14 protein-coding genes are annotated in these 14551 nt (G+C 68.0%); 3 read left to right on the plus strand and 11 right to left on the minus strand.

Going from position 1 to position 14551, the window contains the following annotated elements:
- Positions 1-33 precede the first annotated feature (33 nt).
- Both rng and ABQY74_RS13225 read right to left on the minus strand, forming a co-directional pair.
- Positions 34-1533: a ribonuclease G gene (gene rng, locus ABQY74_RS13220; RefSeq protein WP_024939725.1), complete on the minus strand. Its 1500-nt coding sequence runs from the start codon at positions 1531-1533 to the stop codon at positions 34-36.
- Complete coding sequence (locus ABQY74_RS13225) at positions 1533-2105, minus strand: Maf-like protein (protein WP_039522269.1); 573 nt, start codon at positions 2103-2105, stop codon at positions 1533-1535. Before ABQY74_RS13225 ends, rng begins: the two co-directional genes overlap by 1 nt.
- 122 nt (positions 2106-2227) lie before the next feature.
- Here ABQY74_RS13225 and ABQY74_RS13230 point away from each other — a divergent pair, with 122 nt between their 5' ends.
- Entirely contained in the window at positions 2228-2962 is a 735-nt protein-coding gene (locus ABQY74_RS13230) for an SIMPL domain-containing protein (RefSeq protein ID WP_349791766.1), read from the plus strand.
- 233 nt (positions 2963-3195) lie between these two features.
- Here ABQY74_RS13230 and ABQY74_RS13235 read toward each other — a convergent pair whose 3' ends face one another.
- Positions 3196-3435 (minus strand): hypothetical protein, encoded by a 240-nt coding sequence (locus ABQY74_RS13235; protein WP_180969204.1) that lies wholly within the window; start codon positions 3433-3435, stop codon positions 3196-3198.
- Between ABQY74_RS13235 and ABQY74_RS13240 the strand changes: the two genes are divergently transcribed.
- Complete coding sequence (locus ABQY74_RS13240) at positions 3329-3937, plus strand: energy transducer TonB (protein ID WP_349792252.1); 609 nt, start codon at positions 3329-3331, stop codon at positions 3935-3937. The genes ABQY74_RS13235 and ABQY74_RS13240 overlap by 107 nt on opposite strands.
- 238 nt (positions 3938-4175) lie before the next feature.
- Here the strand turns inward: ABQY74_RS13240 and rlmH are convergent, their stop codons facing one another.
- A complete protein-coding gene (gene rlmH, locus ABQY74_RS13245; protein WP_016903756.1) occupies positions 4176-4646 on the minus strand; it encodes a 23S rRNA (pseudouridine(1915)-N(3))-methyltransferase RlmH in 471 nt (156 codons plus the stop codon).
- Between the two features lie 121 nt (positions 4647-4767).
- Here rlmH and ABQY74_RS13250 point away from each other — a divergent pair, with 121 nt between their 5' ends.
- Entirely contained in the window at positions 4768-6309 is a 1542-nt protein-coding gene (locus ABQY74_RS13250; RefSeq protein WP_104554019.1) for an alkaline phosphatase PhoX, read from the plus strand.
- A 217-nt stretch (positions 6310-6526) separates the two neighbouring features.
- Here ABQY74_RS13250 and ABQY74_RS13255 read toward each other — a convergent pair whose 3' ends face one another.
- The 7 genes from ABQY74_RS13255 to ABQY74_RS13285 all read right to left on the minus strand — a co-directional run bounded on the left by ABQY74_RS13255 (position 6527) and on the right by ABQY74_RS13285 (position 14391).
- Positions 6527-7642: a J domain-containing protein gene (locus ABQY74_RS13255; RefSeq protein WP_349791768.1), complete on the minus strand. Its 1116-nt coding sequence runs from the start codon at positions 7640-7642 to the stop codon at positions 6527-6529.
- A gap of 11 nt (positions 7643-7653) precedes the next feature.
- Positions 7654-8064, minus strand: a complete 411-nt coding sequence (rsfS, locus tag ABQY74_RS13260; RefSeq protein WP_024939731.1) for a ribosome silencing factor — start codon at positions 8062-8064, stop codon at positions 7654-7656.
- A gap of 57 nt (positions 8065-8121) precedes the next feature.
- Entirely contained in the window at positions 8122-8988 is an 867-nt protein-coding gene (gene nadD / locus ABQY74_RS13265; protein WP_349791771.1) for a nicotinate-nucleotide adenylyltransferase, read from the minus strand.
- A complete protein-coding gene (holA, locus tag ABQY74_RS13270) occupies positions 8985-10013 on the minus strand; it encodes a DNA polymerase III subunit delta (protein WP_349791773.1) in 1029 nt (342 codons plus the stop codon). The genes nadD and holA overlap by 4 nt, the downstream gene beginning before the upstream one ends.
- Before the next feature lie 185 nt (positions 10014-10198).
- Complete coding sequence (gene lptE, locus ABQY74_RS13275; RefSeq protein WP_024939734.1) at positions 10199-10840, minus strand: LPS assembly lipoprotein LptE; 642 nt, start codon at positions 10838-10840, stop codon at positions 10199-10201.
- A gap of 224 nt (positions 10841-11064) precedes the next feature.
- Positions 11065-13707, minus strand: a complete 2643-nt coding sequence (gene leuS / locus ABQY74_RS13280) for a leucine--tRNA ligase (protein ID WP_349791775.1) — start codon at positions 13705-13707, stop codon at positions 11065-11067.
- Between the two features lie 72 nt (positions 13708-13779).
- Positions 13780-14391 carry a DUF998 domain-containing protein gene (locus tag ABQY74_RS13285; RefSeq protein WP_102251685.1) on the minus strand — a complete coding sequence of 204 codons (612 nt, stop codon included), beginning with the start codon at positions 14389-14391 and terminating at the stop codon, positions 13780-13782.
- Between the last annotated feature and the right edge of the window lie 160 nt (positions 14392-14551).

Here is a 14551-nt window from a genome sequence, read left to right on the forward strand (position 1 = left end):
CCATTCCCGATTCCCGACTCTCCATTCCCCGGCTCACAGCAGCACCACATCAAACTGCTCCTGCAGATACTGGTCGTCGGACTGGAAGCGGATGCTCTTGCCGAGGAATTCCTCCAGCTCGGCTACCGCGGCCGACTCTTCGTCGGTGATACGGGCGACGACCTTCGACGAGGCGATCACCAGCAGCCGCGCCGCATCGAACTGGCGTACCGCGCGGGTGATCTCGCGGAAGATCTCGTAGGTCACCGTCTCGGCGGTCTTGATGGTGCCGCGCCCGCTGCACTGGCCGCAGGTTTCCGACAGCTGCCGCTCCAGGCTTTCGACGGTGCGCTTGCGGGTCATCTCGACCAGGCCCAGCGGCGAAAATTCGTACACGGTGGTCTTGGCGTGATCGCGCGCCAGCGCCTTTTCCAGCGTGCGCAGCACCTGGCGGCGGTGCTCGGCATCGTCCATGTCGATGAAGTCGATGATGATGATGCCGCCCAGATTGCGCAGCCGCAGCTGCCGCGCCACCGCCTGCGCGGCCTCCAGGTTGGTGCGGAACACGGTCTCCTCGAGATTGCGCTGGCCGACGAACGAACCGGTGTTGACGTCGATGGTGGTCATCGCCTCGGTCTGGTCGATCACCAGGTAGCCGCCGGACTTGAGCGGCACCTGCTTGTTCAGCGCGCGCCCGATCTCGTCCTCGACCCCGTACAGGTCGAAGATCGGCCGGTCGCCGGTATACAGCTCCAGCCGCTCGGCCAGCACCGGCATGTACTTGGCCACGAAGGCCTGCAACTGCACGAAGGTCTCGTTGGAGTCGACCTTGACCTTCTCCACGTCGCGGCGGATCAGATCGCGCACCGCACGCAACGGCAGGCTCAGGTCTTCGTAGATGATGCTGCACGGCGGCGCCTCGCGGCCGCGCCGCTCGACCACGTTCCAGACCCGCGACAGGTAGGCGATGTCCTCGGCCAGCGCCTCGGCCGGCTGGCCTTCGGCGTTGGTGCGGATGATGTAGCCGAAGCCGCCGTGCTGGGCCGAGACCTCGCTGACGATGGTCTTCAGGCGCAGCCGCTCGGCCTCGTCCTCGATCCGCGCCGACACCCCGACGATCTTGGATTGCGGCAGCAGCACCAGGTAGCGCGAAGGAATGCTGATCTGCGTGGTCAGCCGCGCGCCCTTGGTGCCGATCGGGTCCTTGACCACCTGCACCACGATGTCCTGGCCGTCGCGCAGCAGTTCAACGATCGGCACCGCGGCCGCCGGCGGCGGCGGGATCGGGGTTTCTTCGGTATCGACCACGCTGGCCGGTGCCGGTGCCGGGCGCACCACGTCGTTGGCGTGCAGGAACGCGGCGCGCTCCAGACCCAGCTCGACAAATGCCGCCTGCATGCCCGGCATCACCCGTTGCACCTTGCCCTTGTAGATATTGCCGACCACGCCCCGGCGCCAGCCGCGCTCGATATGCAGCTCCTGCAGCATGCCGTTCTCGATCACCGCGACGCGGGTTTCGCGCGGGGTGACGTTGACCAAGATCTCTTCCGACATCAATGCGCTCCGAGGGCTGTGAGCAACTGCGAGGTGTGAAACAGCGGCAATCCCATCACGCCGGAATAGCTGCCGGACAGATGGCTGATAAAACGTTCGGCGCGGCCTTGGATCGCATACGCGCCGGCCTTGCCCATCGGCTCGCCGCACGCCACGTACGCGGCGATCTGCGCAGCATCGAGTGGCGCGAAGGTCACCTCAGACACCACCAGCGTCTGCACCGGGGCGCGTTGCGCGCAGACTAGAACCACGGCCGTGAGCACCTGGTGGGTACGCCCGGACAGCAGGCTCAGCATGGCGACCGCATCGTCCGCATCGGCCGGCTTGCCGAATACCCGCTCGCCCAGCACCACCTCGGTATCGGAGCCGAGCACGATCGCATCGGGGTCGCTGGCCTGCACCTGCGCCAGGCCGGCACGCGCCTTGTCCAGCGCCACGCGCTGCACGTATTGCGCAGGCGATTCGTCGGGCGCGCGCAGTTCGGGCACGTCCAGTTGCAGGGTCTGGAAAGGCACATCCAAGCGTTGCAGCAGTTCTTGCCGGCGCGGCGACCGGGAGGCGAGATAGAGCATCCGTCCAGCATACCTGTTGCTCCTCCCCGCCCGCTTGCCGATCCGGGCGGCAGTGGTCGCGTTCGACTCACAACATGTTCATCGAACCGGCAACACGCTTCCCCCACAGACAAGGAGATCTCATGCGTACCACCCTCAAACCGTTGTTGCTGGCCCTGTCCATCGCTGCCGGAACCGCCATGACCGCCCACGCCCAGACCGCTCCGAGCTACACCATTCCCAACGACGGCACCCTGCTCAACGTGTCGGCCGAAGCGGACGCCAAGCGCATACCGGACATCGCCACGCTGTCGGCCGGCGTGGTCACCCAGGCCGCCGACGGCAACGCCGCCATGCGCCAGAACGCCGAACAGATGAGCAAGGTCATGGCCGCGATCAAGGCCGCCGGCATCGCCGACAAGGACGTGCAGACCACCGGCATCAACCTCAGCCCGCAGTACACCTACAAGGAAAACGCGGCGCCCAAGATCAACGGCTACCAGGCCAGCAACACGGTCAGCCTCAAGGTCCGCGACATCTCGCGCCTGGGCAAGGTGCTGGACGCGCTGGTCGCCCAGGGCGCCAACGACATCAACGGCCCCAGCTTCTCGGTCGACCAGCCCGAACCGGCCTACGACGAGGCCCGCGTGGCCGCGCTGAAGAAGGCCCAGGCCCGCGCCGACACCTATGCCAAGTCGCTGGGCCTGAAGGTGCGCCGCATCGTCAGCATCTCCGAAGGCCGCAGCGGCGGCGGCGTGCGCCCGATGATGATGGCCGCCTCGATGCGCTCGGCCAAGGCCGAGATGGACACCCAGGTCGCCCCGGGCGAGAGCACCTTGTCGATCAACCTGGACGTGACGTTCGAGTTGGGTCGTTGACCTGACCGCAATCGCGTTCGGTTTGCTTTCCAGACTGCCCTCCTCGAGGGCAGTTTTTTTTATTGGGCACGCCGAAAGTTCTGGTGACTCGCCTTGCGATGACACCTGACCCGCTTCCGACACGAGTCAGACGTGCCAAAAGTGTGCGGATCAATGCGACCGGGGCGAATCGACCAGCCGACCTCCAGCGCGTCGAAATCGCTTGTGCCCGCGCGAGGCTCGGTAAACCTACGCTACCGGATGGTGTAGTGCGTCCGGGTCGCGCTGGTCCTTTCCGCAGTTCCGTTGAGGAGGTGGATGATGGTTCGCACGCAATCGCAGGTTTCTTCCCGATCCACCGGCATCGATACGTCGCGCGTTCTGGCGATGAGCACGGCGGTGGCCTTGCATCTACTCGCCGGCGGGTTGTTGTTGATACCGCTCTCGTACCGGGCAATTCCGCAGCAGCCCGCACCGAAAGAACGCTGGGTCATGCCCATCACCATCGAGACGCCGCCGCCACCGGTGTTTCCGATCGAGGTGAAGTTCAAGCCGAAGGCAACGCATACATCGCCGACCCCGGTGCAGGTGCAGGTGCAGGTGCAGACCCCGGTGATCAGTGAGCCCGCGGTGGTCGACAACGCAACGTTCGCCTTACCCGCGGTCTCGGAGGCGGTGTCTGACAGCGCGCCGGCGATTGCCGCGCCCGGCGGCCCGATCGAGGCAGGCCAGTTGCAGTATCTGAGTTCACCAGCGCCGAGTTACCCGGTGGCGGCACTGCGTGCCGGGCAGCAGGGCACGGTGCTGCTGCGCGTGTTGGTCGGCACCGATGGGCGCCCGGCCGAGGTGAGCGTGCAGACCAGCAGCGGTCATCGCGCACTCGATCTGGCGGCACGTAGCCAGGTGCTGCGCAACTGGCGCTTCCAGCCGGCGATGCAGAACCGCCAGGCCGTGCAGGCCTACGGCCTGGTGCCGGTGAGTTTTTCGTTGAACTGATGCGTCATCACCTGCGGCGACCCGGATGCCCGGTCGCCGCATGGTCTGGCGTTGCGCGCCCGGCTGCTGCAAGGCCACGGTTTCAGCTGTTGCATGCGCATCGTTGCAGTGCGCCTTGCGTGCACGCGACGACGTGCGGTCTCGCGGATCGGATTGAGGGTGCGCGCTGCTACTCGCCCGCACATCCATCTCGAAAGCGCAGCGGCGACGCGCGGCTTACTGCCATCGCGCATGCCGCTTAGGCGCGGTGATACGGATGATTGGCCAGCATCGCCGCAGCGCGGTACAGCTGCTCGGCGACGATCAGGCGCACTAGCATGTGCGGCAGGGTCAGCGGGCCGATAGACCAGCTTTCGCTGGCGGTTTTCAGCACCTCGGCGGCGTGCCCTTCGGGGCCGCCGATCAGGAACGCCAGATCGCGGCCCTGCCCGCGCCAGTGTTCCATGCGCTGGGCCAGCTGTTCCGAACTGAGTGGGCGGCCCGGGATGTCCAGCGCAACCACGTAGGCGTTCTTGGGCAGCGCGGCGAGCACGCGGCGGCCTTCGTCATCGATGGCGCGTTGTGCATCGCGGCCCTTGCCACGCAGGCCAGGCTCGATCTCGACCAGCTCCAGCGGCATCCAGTGCGAAAGACGTTTCTGATATTCGGCAAAGCCCTGCGCCACCCAGGCCGGTGCGCGCTCGCCGGTAGCGATAAGTCGGCATTTCATGACCACATGATATCCGCGTCACAGCCTGGGCATCGGAACCGGGGCGATCACACCGGTGTCATGGTGCGGTTACAGCGGGCTTCTAGGGTCGGCGCACTACCCAGCCCGCAGGAGTCGTTCGATGCCGATTTTCGATCCCGCCCGCCGCCAGATGCTCAAGGGCAGCGCTGCCGTCATGGCCGCCGGCGCGCTTGGCAGTTTGAGCGCGCTGCAGTCGCGCCAGGCACAGGCCGCCAACAGTTCCTCGCCGCCGCTGCAACTTGCCCCGGTGCCCAGCCGGTATGGCCCGCTCGCACCGGTCGCCGACCAGAGCACCGGACTGCCACTGCTGCAGCTGCCGCGCGGTTTCAGCTACCGCTCGTTCGGCTGGAGCGGCGACCGCATGGACGATGGCCAGCCCTGCCCCGACCGCCATGACGGCATGGCCGTGGTCGGCCTGCGTCGGCCCGACTGGCGTCCGGGCAGCGACCCGTTGCGCGGTCTGGAATACGTGCTGATCCGCAACCACGAACGCGGTGCGACCACCCCGTTCCGCGCACCGGCGATGTACGACACCGGCATCGTCAGCGGCACCCAACTGGCCGGCGGCGGCACCACCACGCTGAGTTACGGCCGCCGCGGCTGGGGCAGCCTGGAGCCCAGCCTGGGCGGCACCCTGGTCAACTGCGCCGGCGGCCCGACCCCGTGGGGCACCTGGCTGAGCTGCGAGGAGATCAAGACCAATGCGGTGTCCAGCACCGGCCGCAAGCACGGCTACGTGTTCGAAGTGGACCCGGACAGCCAGCGCACCACCGGCCGGCCGCTGGTCGGGCTGGGCCGCTTCAGCCACGAGGCAGTGGCGATCGATCCGCGTACCGGCATCGTCTATCTCACCGAGGACGATCGCAACAAGGCCGGGCTGTACCGCTTCATTCCCAACGACCGCCGTGGGTGCAATGGCTCACTGGAAAACGGTGGCCGGCTGCAGGCCGCCCGCGTGCGCGGGCGGCGCAATGCCGATCTCACCGTCGCCAGCATCGGCCAGCAGTTCCAGCTGGAATGGGTGGACATCGAAGAGCCGGATCTGGACAGCATCGCCGCGCCGGCCGGCTTTGCCGACATCGGCGCCAACGACACCCTGAGCGGGCCGTTTGCGCAGGCCTGGGCAGACGGTGCGCTGCGCATGAGCCGTGGCGAAGGCATCTGGTACAGCTACGGCAAGCTCTTCATCGTCGACACCAGCACCGGCGTGGATGCGCAGGGCCGGCGCGGCTACGGCAACGGCGCGGTATGGGTGCTGGACCTGTTCACCCAACGCCTGAGCGCCCTGTTCGTCAGCGGCAATCAGCTGGCCGCGCACAACCCGGACAACGTCACCGTCAGCGCGCGCGGCGGCGTGGTGCTATGCGAAGACGGCGGCGAGAGCCCGGACGAATACGGCCCCGGTGCGCGGCTGCTCGGGCTGACCCGCGGCGGCGAATCGTTCTATCTGGCCAAGAATAATGTGCAGCTCACCTCGCAGCAGATCGCCGATGCCGGCAAGACCATTGCCGAGGGCGACTACCGCGATACCGAGTTCTGCGGCGCCTGTTGGGATCCGCTGGCGCGCACCCTGTTCGTCAACATCCAGACCCCGGGCATCACCCTGGCGATCACCGGGCCGTGGGAGCGCGGGCCGTTGTGAGCCTGCGGCCCTGAGTTGGCTGTCTTAGGCACGGGGCAACGGCCAGCGCTGCCGAACGGACCGGCCTCCGTTCGGCAGCGTCGCTCCGGCCGCCGGTACAGCGCCGCGCATGCACGCGTCCCGATTGCAGGGCTGGCAGCGTGTCCAGCCAAGGCAGCGCGCCGCGCGCGCGCGCGATGGCGGGTGTGCAAGCCGACAACCACCATAAAGGCCTGGATCAGAACCAGGGCGCGTCGGGCGCGCCCGCCATGGCGCGCTGCTGCTTCAACCAGCGCTTGAACGATTGCGGGTCTTCCAGCTCGCGCAGTCCACGGCGCGCGTCCAGCAGGTCGTCTTCGACTTCGCGCTTGAGTTGGGCCATCAAACGGCCCAGTCGCTCCGGCTTGGGGCGCGACGGCAGCTCCAGCCCGTATTCGGCGCAAAAGTCGTCCGACTGCTGCTGCACCTGCTGCTGCAGCTGCCTGCACTGCCGATCCAGCTCGCGGTTGTAGTCCTGCAGGCGCGCGGCGCTCATCGCATCCACGCCTTGGGCGTCCATCAGACCGATCTCGGCCTGCAGTTCGAGCAGACCCAGCAGATCACCGGCCTTGTAGGCCGCGTTGAGCCGCTGCATCAGGATGGTGCGCGCGGCATGGTCGTCGGCGCCCTTGGCGCGATCCGGATGCAGATTGCCGGCCAGCTTGCGATACAGCTCGCGCAACGGAGGCGGCTCGGCATTCTCCCCAACTGCCTTGTGCTCGGCACGCTTGCGCCGTTGTGTGTGGCGTTGCTGTTGCTGCGCACGCTCCTGCTGCAGGCGCTCGCTGACGCGCTCGTAGAGCTGTTCGGGCGAATCGATGCCATCCAGCTCGTCGGCATCCAGCCCGTAGGCCTGGCCGAGGATCTGCTTCATCAGCGCATCGGATTCGGCGACTTCCTGGTCGTAACCGGCTGCGCTGTGGCGGTCGTAGATCGGCCGCAGTGACGCGTGGCCGGCCTCGATCAGCGGGGCGGCGATATCGCACAGCAACTCGGACAGGAAGGCGCGGTCGGCCTTGCCCAGTTTGACCGTGGCATACGCACGGTCCAGCTCTTCGACCAGGGCGATGTCGGCCGCGCGGCGGTGGTCGAGCAAGGGCTGCAATTCGGTGTGGTAACGCTCGCGCCACTGCGACAGTGCAAGCTGCCAGGCCTGCAGGTCGGCACGATGCCGTTCCAGGTCGCGCAGCAATCGGTCGAAGCGTTTGCGTGCCGGCGACAGCGACGCGCCGGAGGCGTGTGCGCCCTGGCTGCGCAGCTGTTGTAGCGCCTGCGAGGCAGGCGCATCGGTCGCGGGTCGGGCATTGCGCGGCATGCCCGGCTCACTCACTCTTCGGGATCGGCATCCGCGTCGTCCGGACGCTGGTCACCCACCGTCCACAGACGCTCCAGCGCGTAGAACTCGCGCACGCGCGGCAGCATCACATGCACCACCACGTCGCCCAGGTCCACCAGCACCCACTCGGCCTCGCGCTCGCCTTCCACGCCCAGCGGCATCACGTCCAGCCGCTTGGCGAACTTGACCACTTCTTCGGCGATCGACTTCACGTGGCGGGTCGAGGTACCCGAAGCGACCACCATGTAATCGCAGACGCTGGACTTGCCGCGCACATCGATCTCGACCACGTCCTTGGCTTTCAGCTCCTCCACGGCCTCGCGCACGGTGGCCAGCAGGGCCGGCACGGACGGCGGCGGATTCGGGATGGAGGTCTTGATGACTTGGGCTTGGGTGGTCAAAGCGGGCAACTCGATGGAATTGGCGTGAATTATAGGCCGGTCCGGCCGGCTGCGTGTTCAGCTAGTCGGCGGGGCGCAGCCGTAGAGGCCTTCGTGCGCGATAAATGCCGCCACCGACGCCGGCAGCAGCGCCTGCCAGTCGCCGCCGCCGGCGATGCGCGAGCGCACCGCGCTGGCCGATTCGCCGCGCAACGGCTGCTGCAGCGACCACAGGCGGCCGGCCGGCGAGATGCCCAGCTCGCCCGCCCTGGCCGCCCAGCGGCCCTGCACTGCCGCGGCAAGCTGCGGCGCGGCGGCCAGGTCCAGCGGCGTGCCCGGACGCGCGGCAATGACGAAATGCGCCAGTTCGAACAAGTCTTCCCACTGATGCCAGCTGCTCAGCCCGACGAAGGCATCGGCACCGAGCAGCCAGGCGATCGGTGTCGTGGGGCCGAGCTCGGCACGCAGCGCGCGCAAAGTGTCGACGGTATAGGACGGCGCACGGTCGCGGCTGGCGCGTTGCAGCTCGCGGGTGTCCAGCGCCAGCCCGGGCGTGTCGGCCAGCGCCAGCTCCAGCATGCGCGCGCGCTGCGCTGCGGTGGCGCCGGGTGCGGGACGGTGCGGCGGATCGGCGGCCGGTACCAGGTGCACCAGCGCGCCCAGTTCGTCGCGCGCGGCGCAGGCGATGGCGAGGTGGCCCAGGTGGACCGGATCGAAGGTGCCGCCGTAGTACAGGTGGAGCGGGGATTCGGGATGGAGCCGGGAATCGGGAATCGGGATTGGGGAATCGGAAGAGCGTGGGTTCGGCGCTGCCGGGTGGGAGTTGGTGGGCGGCGAGGTGTGGGCTGCGCTGCTAGAGGTGGCCGCAGCTGCGGCCTGGTCGGGGGTTGCGCTGCGTGGGGAAGCGGGTCGCGCGTCGCCGTTTGCGGCATCGCCGGCCTTCACGCCAGCAATCTCACCGCGCGGGATTCGGCCACGGCCACCAGCAGGCGTTCCAGGCCGACCCAGGGGTCGCCATCGGCGCGGCCCTTGGCCATGCGATCGACCCGCGAGGCTTCGGCGACGAAGCGCTCCCAGCGGCGCGGTTCGGGGTGCCGTTGCAGCGCGCGCTTGAACGGCGCCTGGCGCGATTCCCATAGGCCCTGCGCCTTCATTTCGTCAGCGAGGTTGCCGCCGTTGGCCTGCACCTTGGCCAAGGACGCGGTGCGCAGCAGTTCCTTGATCAGGATCGGCATCAGCGCGGCCACCGCCTCGCCTTCGGCGCGCAGGCCGGCGAGCATGCGGATCGCTGCGGCCGGCTGCCCGGAGAACGTGGTTTCGGCCAAGCGGAACACGTCGTAGCGCGCGGCATCGGCGACCAGCGACTCCATCGCCTCCAGGTCCAGCACCTTGCCATCGGCCAGCAGCACCAGTTTGTCGATTTCCTGCGCGGCGGCCAGCAGGTTGCCTTCCACCCGTTCGCTCAGGCGCTGCACCGCCGCCGCGTCGGCACGCAGGCCGTGGCTACGCAGGCGGCGCTCGATCCAGTCCGACAGCTCGTGCGGCTTGATCGCCCAGGCCACCGAAATGGTGCCGATGCGGCCGATCGCATCGGCCCATTTGCCCTGGTGCGCCTTGCTCCAGTCGTTGGCGGTGATCAACAGCACCACATCCGGCGGTGGGTTGGCGCAGAAGCGGGTGATGACCTCGGCGCCGTCCTTGCCCGGCTTGCCGCTGGGCAGGCGCACTTCCACCAGCCGGCGCGGACTGAACAGGCTGGGCGCGTTGAAGGTCGCATCCAGATGGTTCCAATCGAACTCACGGCCATCGGCATCGAAGACCTCGCGTTCGCTGATGCCTTCGGCGCGCGCGCGTGCGCGTACCGCATCGGCCGCCTCCAGCACGCGCAAGGTCTCCGGACCGGCGATCAGGTAGACCGGCTGCAGCGGCTGATTGGACTGGCCGGCGAGCTGTTCTGGGCGAAGTTCCATGACTACCTAAGTTCCATCACTACGAAGGCACACGCCACTGCACCGTCACGCACAAGACAGCGTCGGCAGCGATCGTCGGGGCATGCTCACCGCGCAGCAAGCGCGATATGCACCTGGCGCAAGCCAATTCCGCACAGCGTGCGCGGTTGCCCGGCAGATGCGCGGACGGGATGATCACCAGCTGCTCAGTTATTCGACGAAGACGCGGGCGGCAGCGATGCCGGCACGCTCGATTCCGGCGTGGACGGCTGCACCGGCGGTGTGGTGGCCGGCTGCAGCGGCGCGCTGGGCGTGCTTTCCAGCGTCTCGCCGCGCTCCACACGCGCCCGCACGACGCTGTCGATGCGACGCAGGATCGAGGCCGACATGTCCTTACGCAGTTCGTTGGCGAGGATCTCGCGCTCGGTCGCGGTGCCGGTGGCATCCACCGGTGGCGACACGTAGTCGCGCGACAGCTCGATCACCTGCTGCGGCACCAGCACCGAGCCGTTGGCGGTGGTGACGGTGAAGATGGCCGCATAGCGCAGGCTGTATTCCTGCGCGCGGCCCTGGCTGTCGATGGCGATCGGCAGATCGCCCCAACGCTCGGACAACACCTGCACCTGCGCAAAGCCGGTCTTGGCATCTTCGTCGGCCAGGGTGGCGCCGGCGGCCTTGAGGCCACGCCGCAGCAACTTGGCCAGCTCGCTGTACTGCACCGCGGACTGCACCTTCACCGCGGGCGTGTCCGGCGGCAGCGCCAGCGAGTTGCGCAGATGGAAGCCGCAGGCGGTGAGGCTCGAGACCAGCACGAGGGACGCAGCGAAGGCAGTAGGAAATCGAATCATGGGCACAGTCTGGATGAGCGCCCCGGCGGCGGCAACAGGCGGCTAGCCTGCCCGACACCGCGTGAACGGGGCTTGAGAGGGCGCCGCGAAAAACGCGGCGCCCGGGAATGACAAACGCGTCGCCACGCGCCGGTGAAATGAATGACCGCACGCCACTGCGGCAATCTCATATGCGCGTCGCCACACCGGTCCGCGACACTGCCCGGACCGGCGATCGGCAACGATCAGCCCGCCACGATATTCACGATCTTGCCGGGCACGATGATGATCTTGCGCACGCTCAGCCCTTTCAGGAACTTGGCCGCGTTCGGCTCGGCCTGGGCCAGCGCTTCGATCTGCTCGCGTCCGACGTCGGCGGCCACCTCGATGGTGCCGCGCAACTTGCCGTTGACCTGCACCGCCAGGGTCAGCGCGTCGCGCACCAGCGCGGCGGCATCGACCTGCGGAAACGCCACATCTTCCAGCAGCGTCTCGCCGTGGCCCAGCACCTGCCACAGCGTGTGGCTGGCGTGCGGGGTGATCGGGTTGAGCAGCAGCACCATCGCCTCCAGGGCTTCCTGGCGCACCGCCCGGCCCTGCGCACTGGCATCGTCGAACTTGGCCAGCGCGTTGGACAGTTCCATCACCGCGGCGATCGCGGTGTTGAAGCTGTGGCGGCGGCCGTAGTCGTCGCTGACCTTGCCGATGGTTTCGTGGGTCTTGCGGCGGATCGCCTTCTGCTCGGCGCTCAGTGCGGCGGCGTCCAGTGCGGCGGCGGCGCCCTCGCCCACATGCTTGTGCACCTGCACCCACAGCCGGCGCATGAAGCGCGCCATGCCATCGACGCCGGCCTCGTTCCATTCCAGCGACTGCTCCGGCGGGGCGGCGAACATCGAGAACAGCCGCACCGTGTCGGCGCCATACTTGGCCACCATCGACTGCGGGTCCACGCCGTTGTTCTTGGACTTGGACATCTTCTCGGTGCCGCCGATGTGCACCGGCTGGCCGTCGGCGATCAGCACCGCGCCGGTGACGCGGCCGCGCTCGTCGCGCTGGATTTCCACGTCGGCCGGATTGATCCAGTCCTTGCCGCCGTTATCGGCATCGCGATAGAAGGTGTCGGCGATGACCATGCCCTGGGTGAGCAGGTTGGTCACCGGCTCGTCGCTGTCCACCAGCCGCGCGTCGCGCATGAGCTTGTGATAGAAGCGGAAGTACATCAAGTGCAGGATCGCGTGCTCGATGCCGCCCACGTACAGGTCGGCCGGCATCCAGTAGTTGGCGCGGCGATCGACCATGTCGCGTGCGTTGGGGCTGGTGTAGCGCGCCACGTACCAGCTCGACTCCATGAAGGTGTCGAAGGTGTCGGTCTCGCGCTCGGCCGGGCCGCCGCAGTCCGGGCAGGTGGTCTGGCGCCAGGTCGGGTCGGTCTTGATCGGCGAACCGGTGCCGGCAAATTCCACGTTCTCCGGCAGCACCACCGGCAACTGGTCTTCCGGCACCGGCACCGCGCCGCACTTGGCGCAATAGATCACCGGGATTGGGCAACCCCAATAGCGCTGGCGGCTCACGCCCCAGTCGCGCAGGCGGTAATTGACCCGGCGCTGGCCCTGGCCCTTGCGCTCGAAACGCTCGGCCAGTGCCTCGAAGGCGCCGCCGAAATCCAGCCCGTCGAACTCGGCCGAATTGATCAGCTCCAGCGGGCGGCTCTTGTCGGTGTACCAGTCGCGCCACTGGCTGGCGTCCCAGCTCTGCTCGTCGTCGTTGCGCGGCTCGCGCAGCTTGACCACCTGCACGATCGGCAGCTTGTACTTGTTGGCGAACTCGAAATCGCGCTGGTCGTGGCCGGGCACCGCCATCACCGCGCCGGTGCCGTAGCCCATCAGCACGAAGTTGGCCACCCACACCGGCACCTGCTCGCCGCTGATCGGATGCACCGCGGTCAGGCCGGTGGCCATGCCGCGTTTTTCCTGGGTTTCCAGCTCGGCTTCGGAGACGCCGCCGTGCTTGAGCGTTTCCAGCAGCGCGGCCAGCTCCGGATTGGATTTGGCCGCATGCAGCGCCAGCGGATGCTCGGCGGCGATCGACACGAAGGTCACACCCATCAGCGTGTCCGGGCGGGTGGTGAACACGCGCAGCGGGTCCAGCGGTGCACCGTCGGTGTCGCGCACGTCGAACTGGATCTCCAGCCCTTCCGAGCGGCCGATCCAGTTGCGCTGCATGGTCTTGACCGAATCCGGCCAGCCGTCCAGCTGGTCCAGGCCGTCGAGCAGTTCCTGCGCGTAGTCGGTGATGCGCAGGAACCACTGCGGGATCTCGCGTTTTTCCACCAGCGCGCCGGAGCGCCAGCCGCGGCCGTCGATGACCTGCTCGTTGGCCAGCACGGTCTGATCGATCGGGTCCCAGTTCACCACCGCGTTGCGGCGATAGGCCAGGCCCTTGCGCATCAGCCGGGTGAACATGCGCTGCTCGTGCACGTAGTACTCGGGCGTGCAGGTGGCGAACTCACGCGACCAGTCGATCGCATAGCCCAGCGATTTGAGCTGGCCGCGCATGTGGTCGATGTTGGCGTAGGTCCACTTGGCCGGCGCGGTCTTGTTCTTGATCGCCGCGTTTTCCGCAGGCAATCCGAACGCGTCCCAGCCCATCGGCTGCATCACGTTGTGGCCGGTCATGCGCTTGTAGCGGCTGACCACATCGGAGATGGTGTAGTTGCGCACATGGCCCATGTGCAGCGCACCGGACGGGTACGGCAGCATCGACAGGCAATAGAACTTCGGCTTGTCCGAAGTTTCGTCGACCTGGAAGGCGTGGGTGGCATCCCAGAACTGCTGGGCGGAGGTTTCGACCTGCTGCGGGTCGTAGGCGTTCGGTTCGACGGTGGACATTGGGAGCGGATGCTCGGGCGGTGCAAAGCGGCACAGGGTACCGCAGTGCAGCAGGTGCTCCAAACGCTTGCCTCAGGTGGCAGGTCTGGCCGGCCAGCGCCAGGCCGCCACCGCGAGCCAGCCGACCCAGGCCAGGAACGCCAGGCGCTGGGCGATCGCCTGCCGCAGCAGGCCCGGCGGGCCGAACGCCAGCACCGCCACCAGCAGCCCCGCGCCCAGGCTCAGCCATGCCAGTGCGCGGGTGCCGGGCTGGTTGAGCAGCGCGGCGGCGAGCAGCAACATGCCCGGTACGAACGCCACCGCCCACAGCAGCCAGGCGGTGGCATGGGCCTGGCTGGCGCGCCCGTCCAGATCGGTGGGGTCCAGGGGCAAGGCGCCCATGCCGAGAAAGGCCAGCCCGGCCAGCACGATCAACTGCCCGCCCACGCGCAGGCTCCAGCTGGATCTGGCCGGCATGCGCGCCAGCAGGCTGACTCCGGTGGCCATGCCGAGCGCACCGACCAGCACGAACGCCAGCAGGTTGAAGCCCAGCGCATGCGGCACCCCGTTGGCACCGAGCAGCGCAACCGGGTGGCTGGCCTGCAGGTAACCGGGCAGCGCCACGCCGAAGCCGGCCACCGCCAGCACGAATACGGTTGCGGCGATCAGGCCCAGGTAGCGCTGGGTGCCATCGATGCGTGTCATTGCCTTGCTCCAACGCGGGGCGCAGGCTGCGCCACCAGGACGCGGCATTGTCGTGCCGGGCGCGCGTGGCGTGAACCCCTGCCGGCGTGACGGCCGGCCACGCGCCATGCACCCGGGCCGGCCAGCCTTGTGTCGGCCCGGTTTGCCACCATTACCTCCC

Origin of the sequence: Xanthomonas sp. WHRI 7064, from assembly GCF_040202355.2 — a bacterium.
GTDB lineage: Bacteria > Pseudomonadota > Gammaproteobacteria > Xanthomonadales > Xanthomonadaceae > Xanthomonas > Xanthomonas arboricola.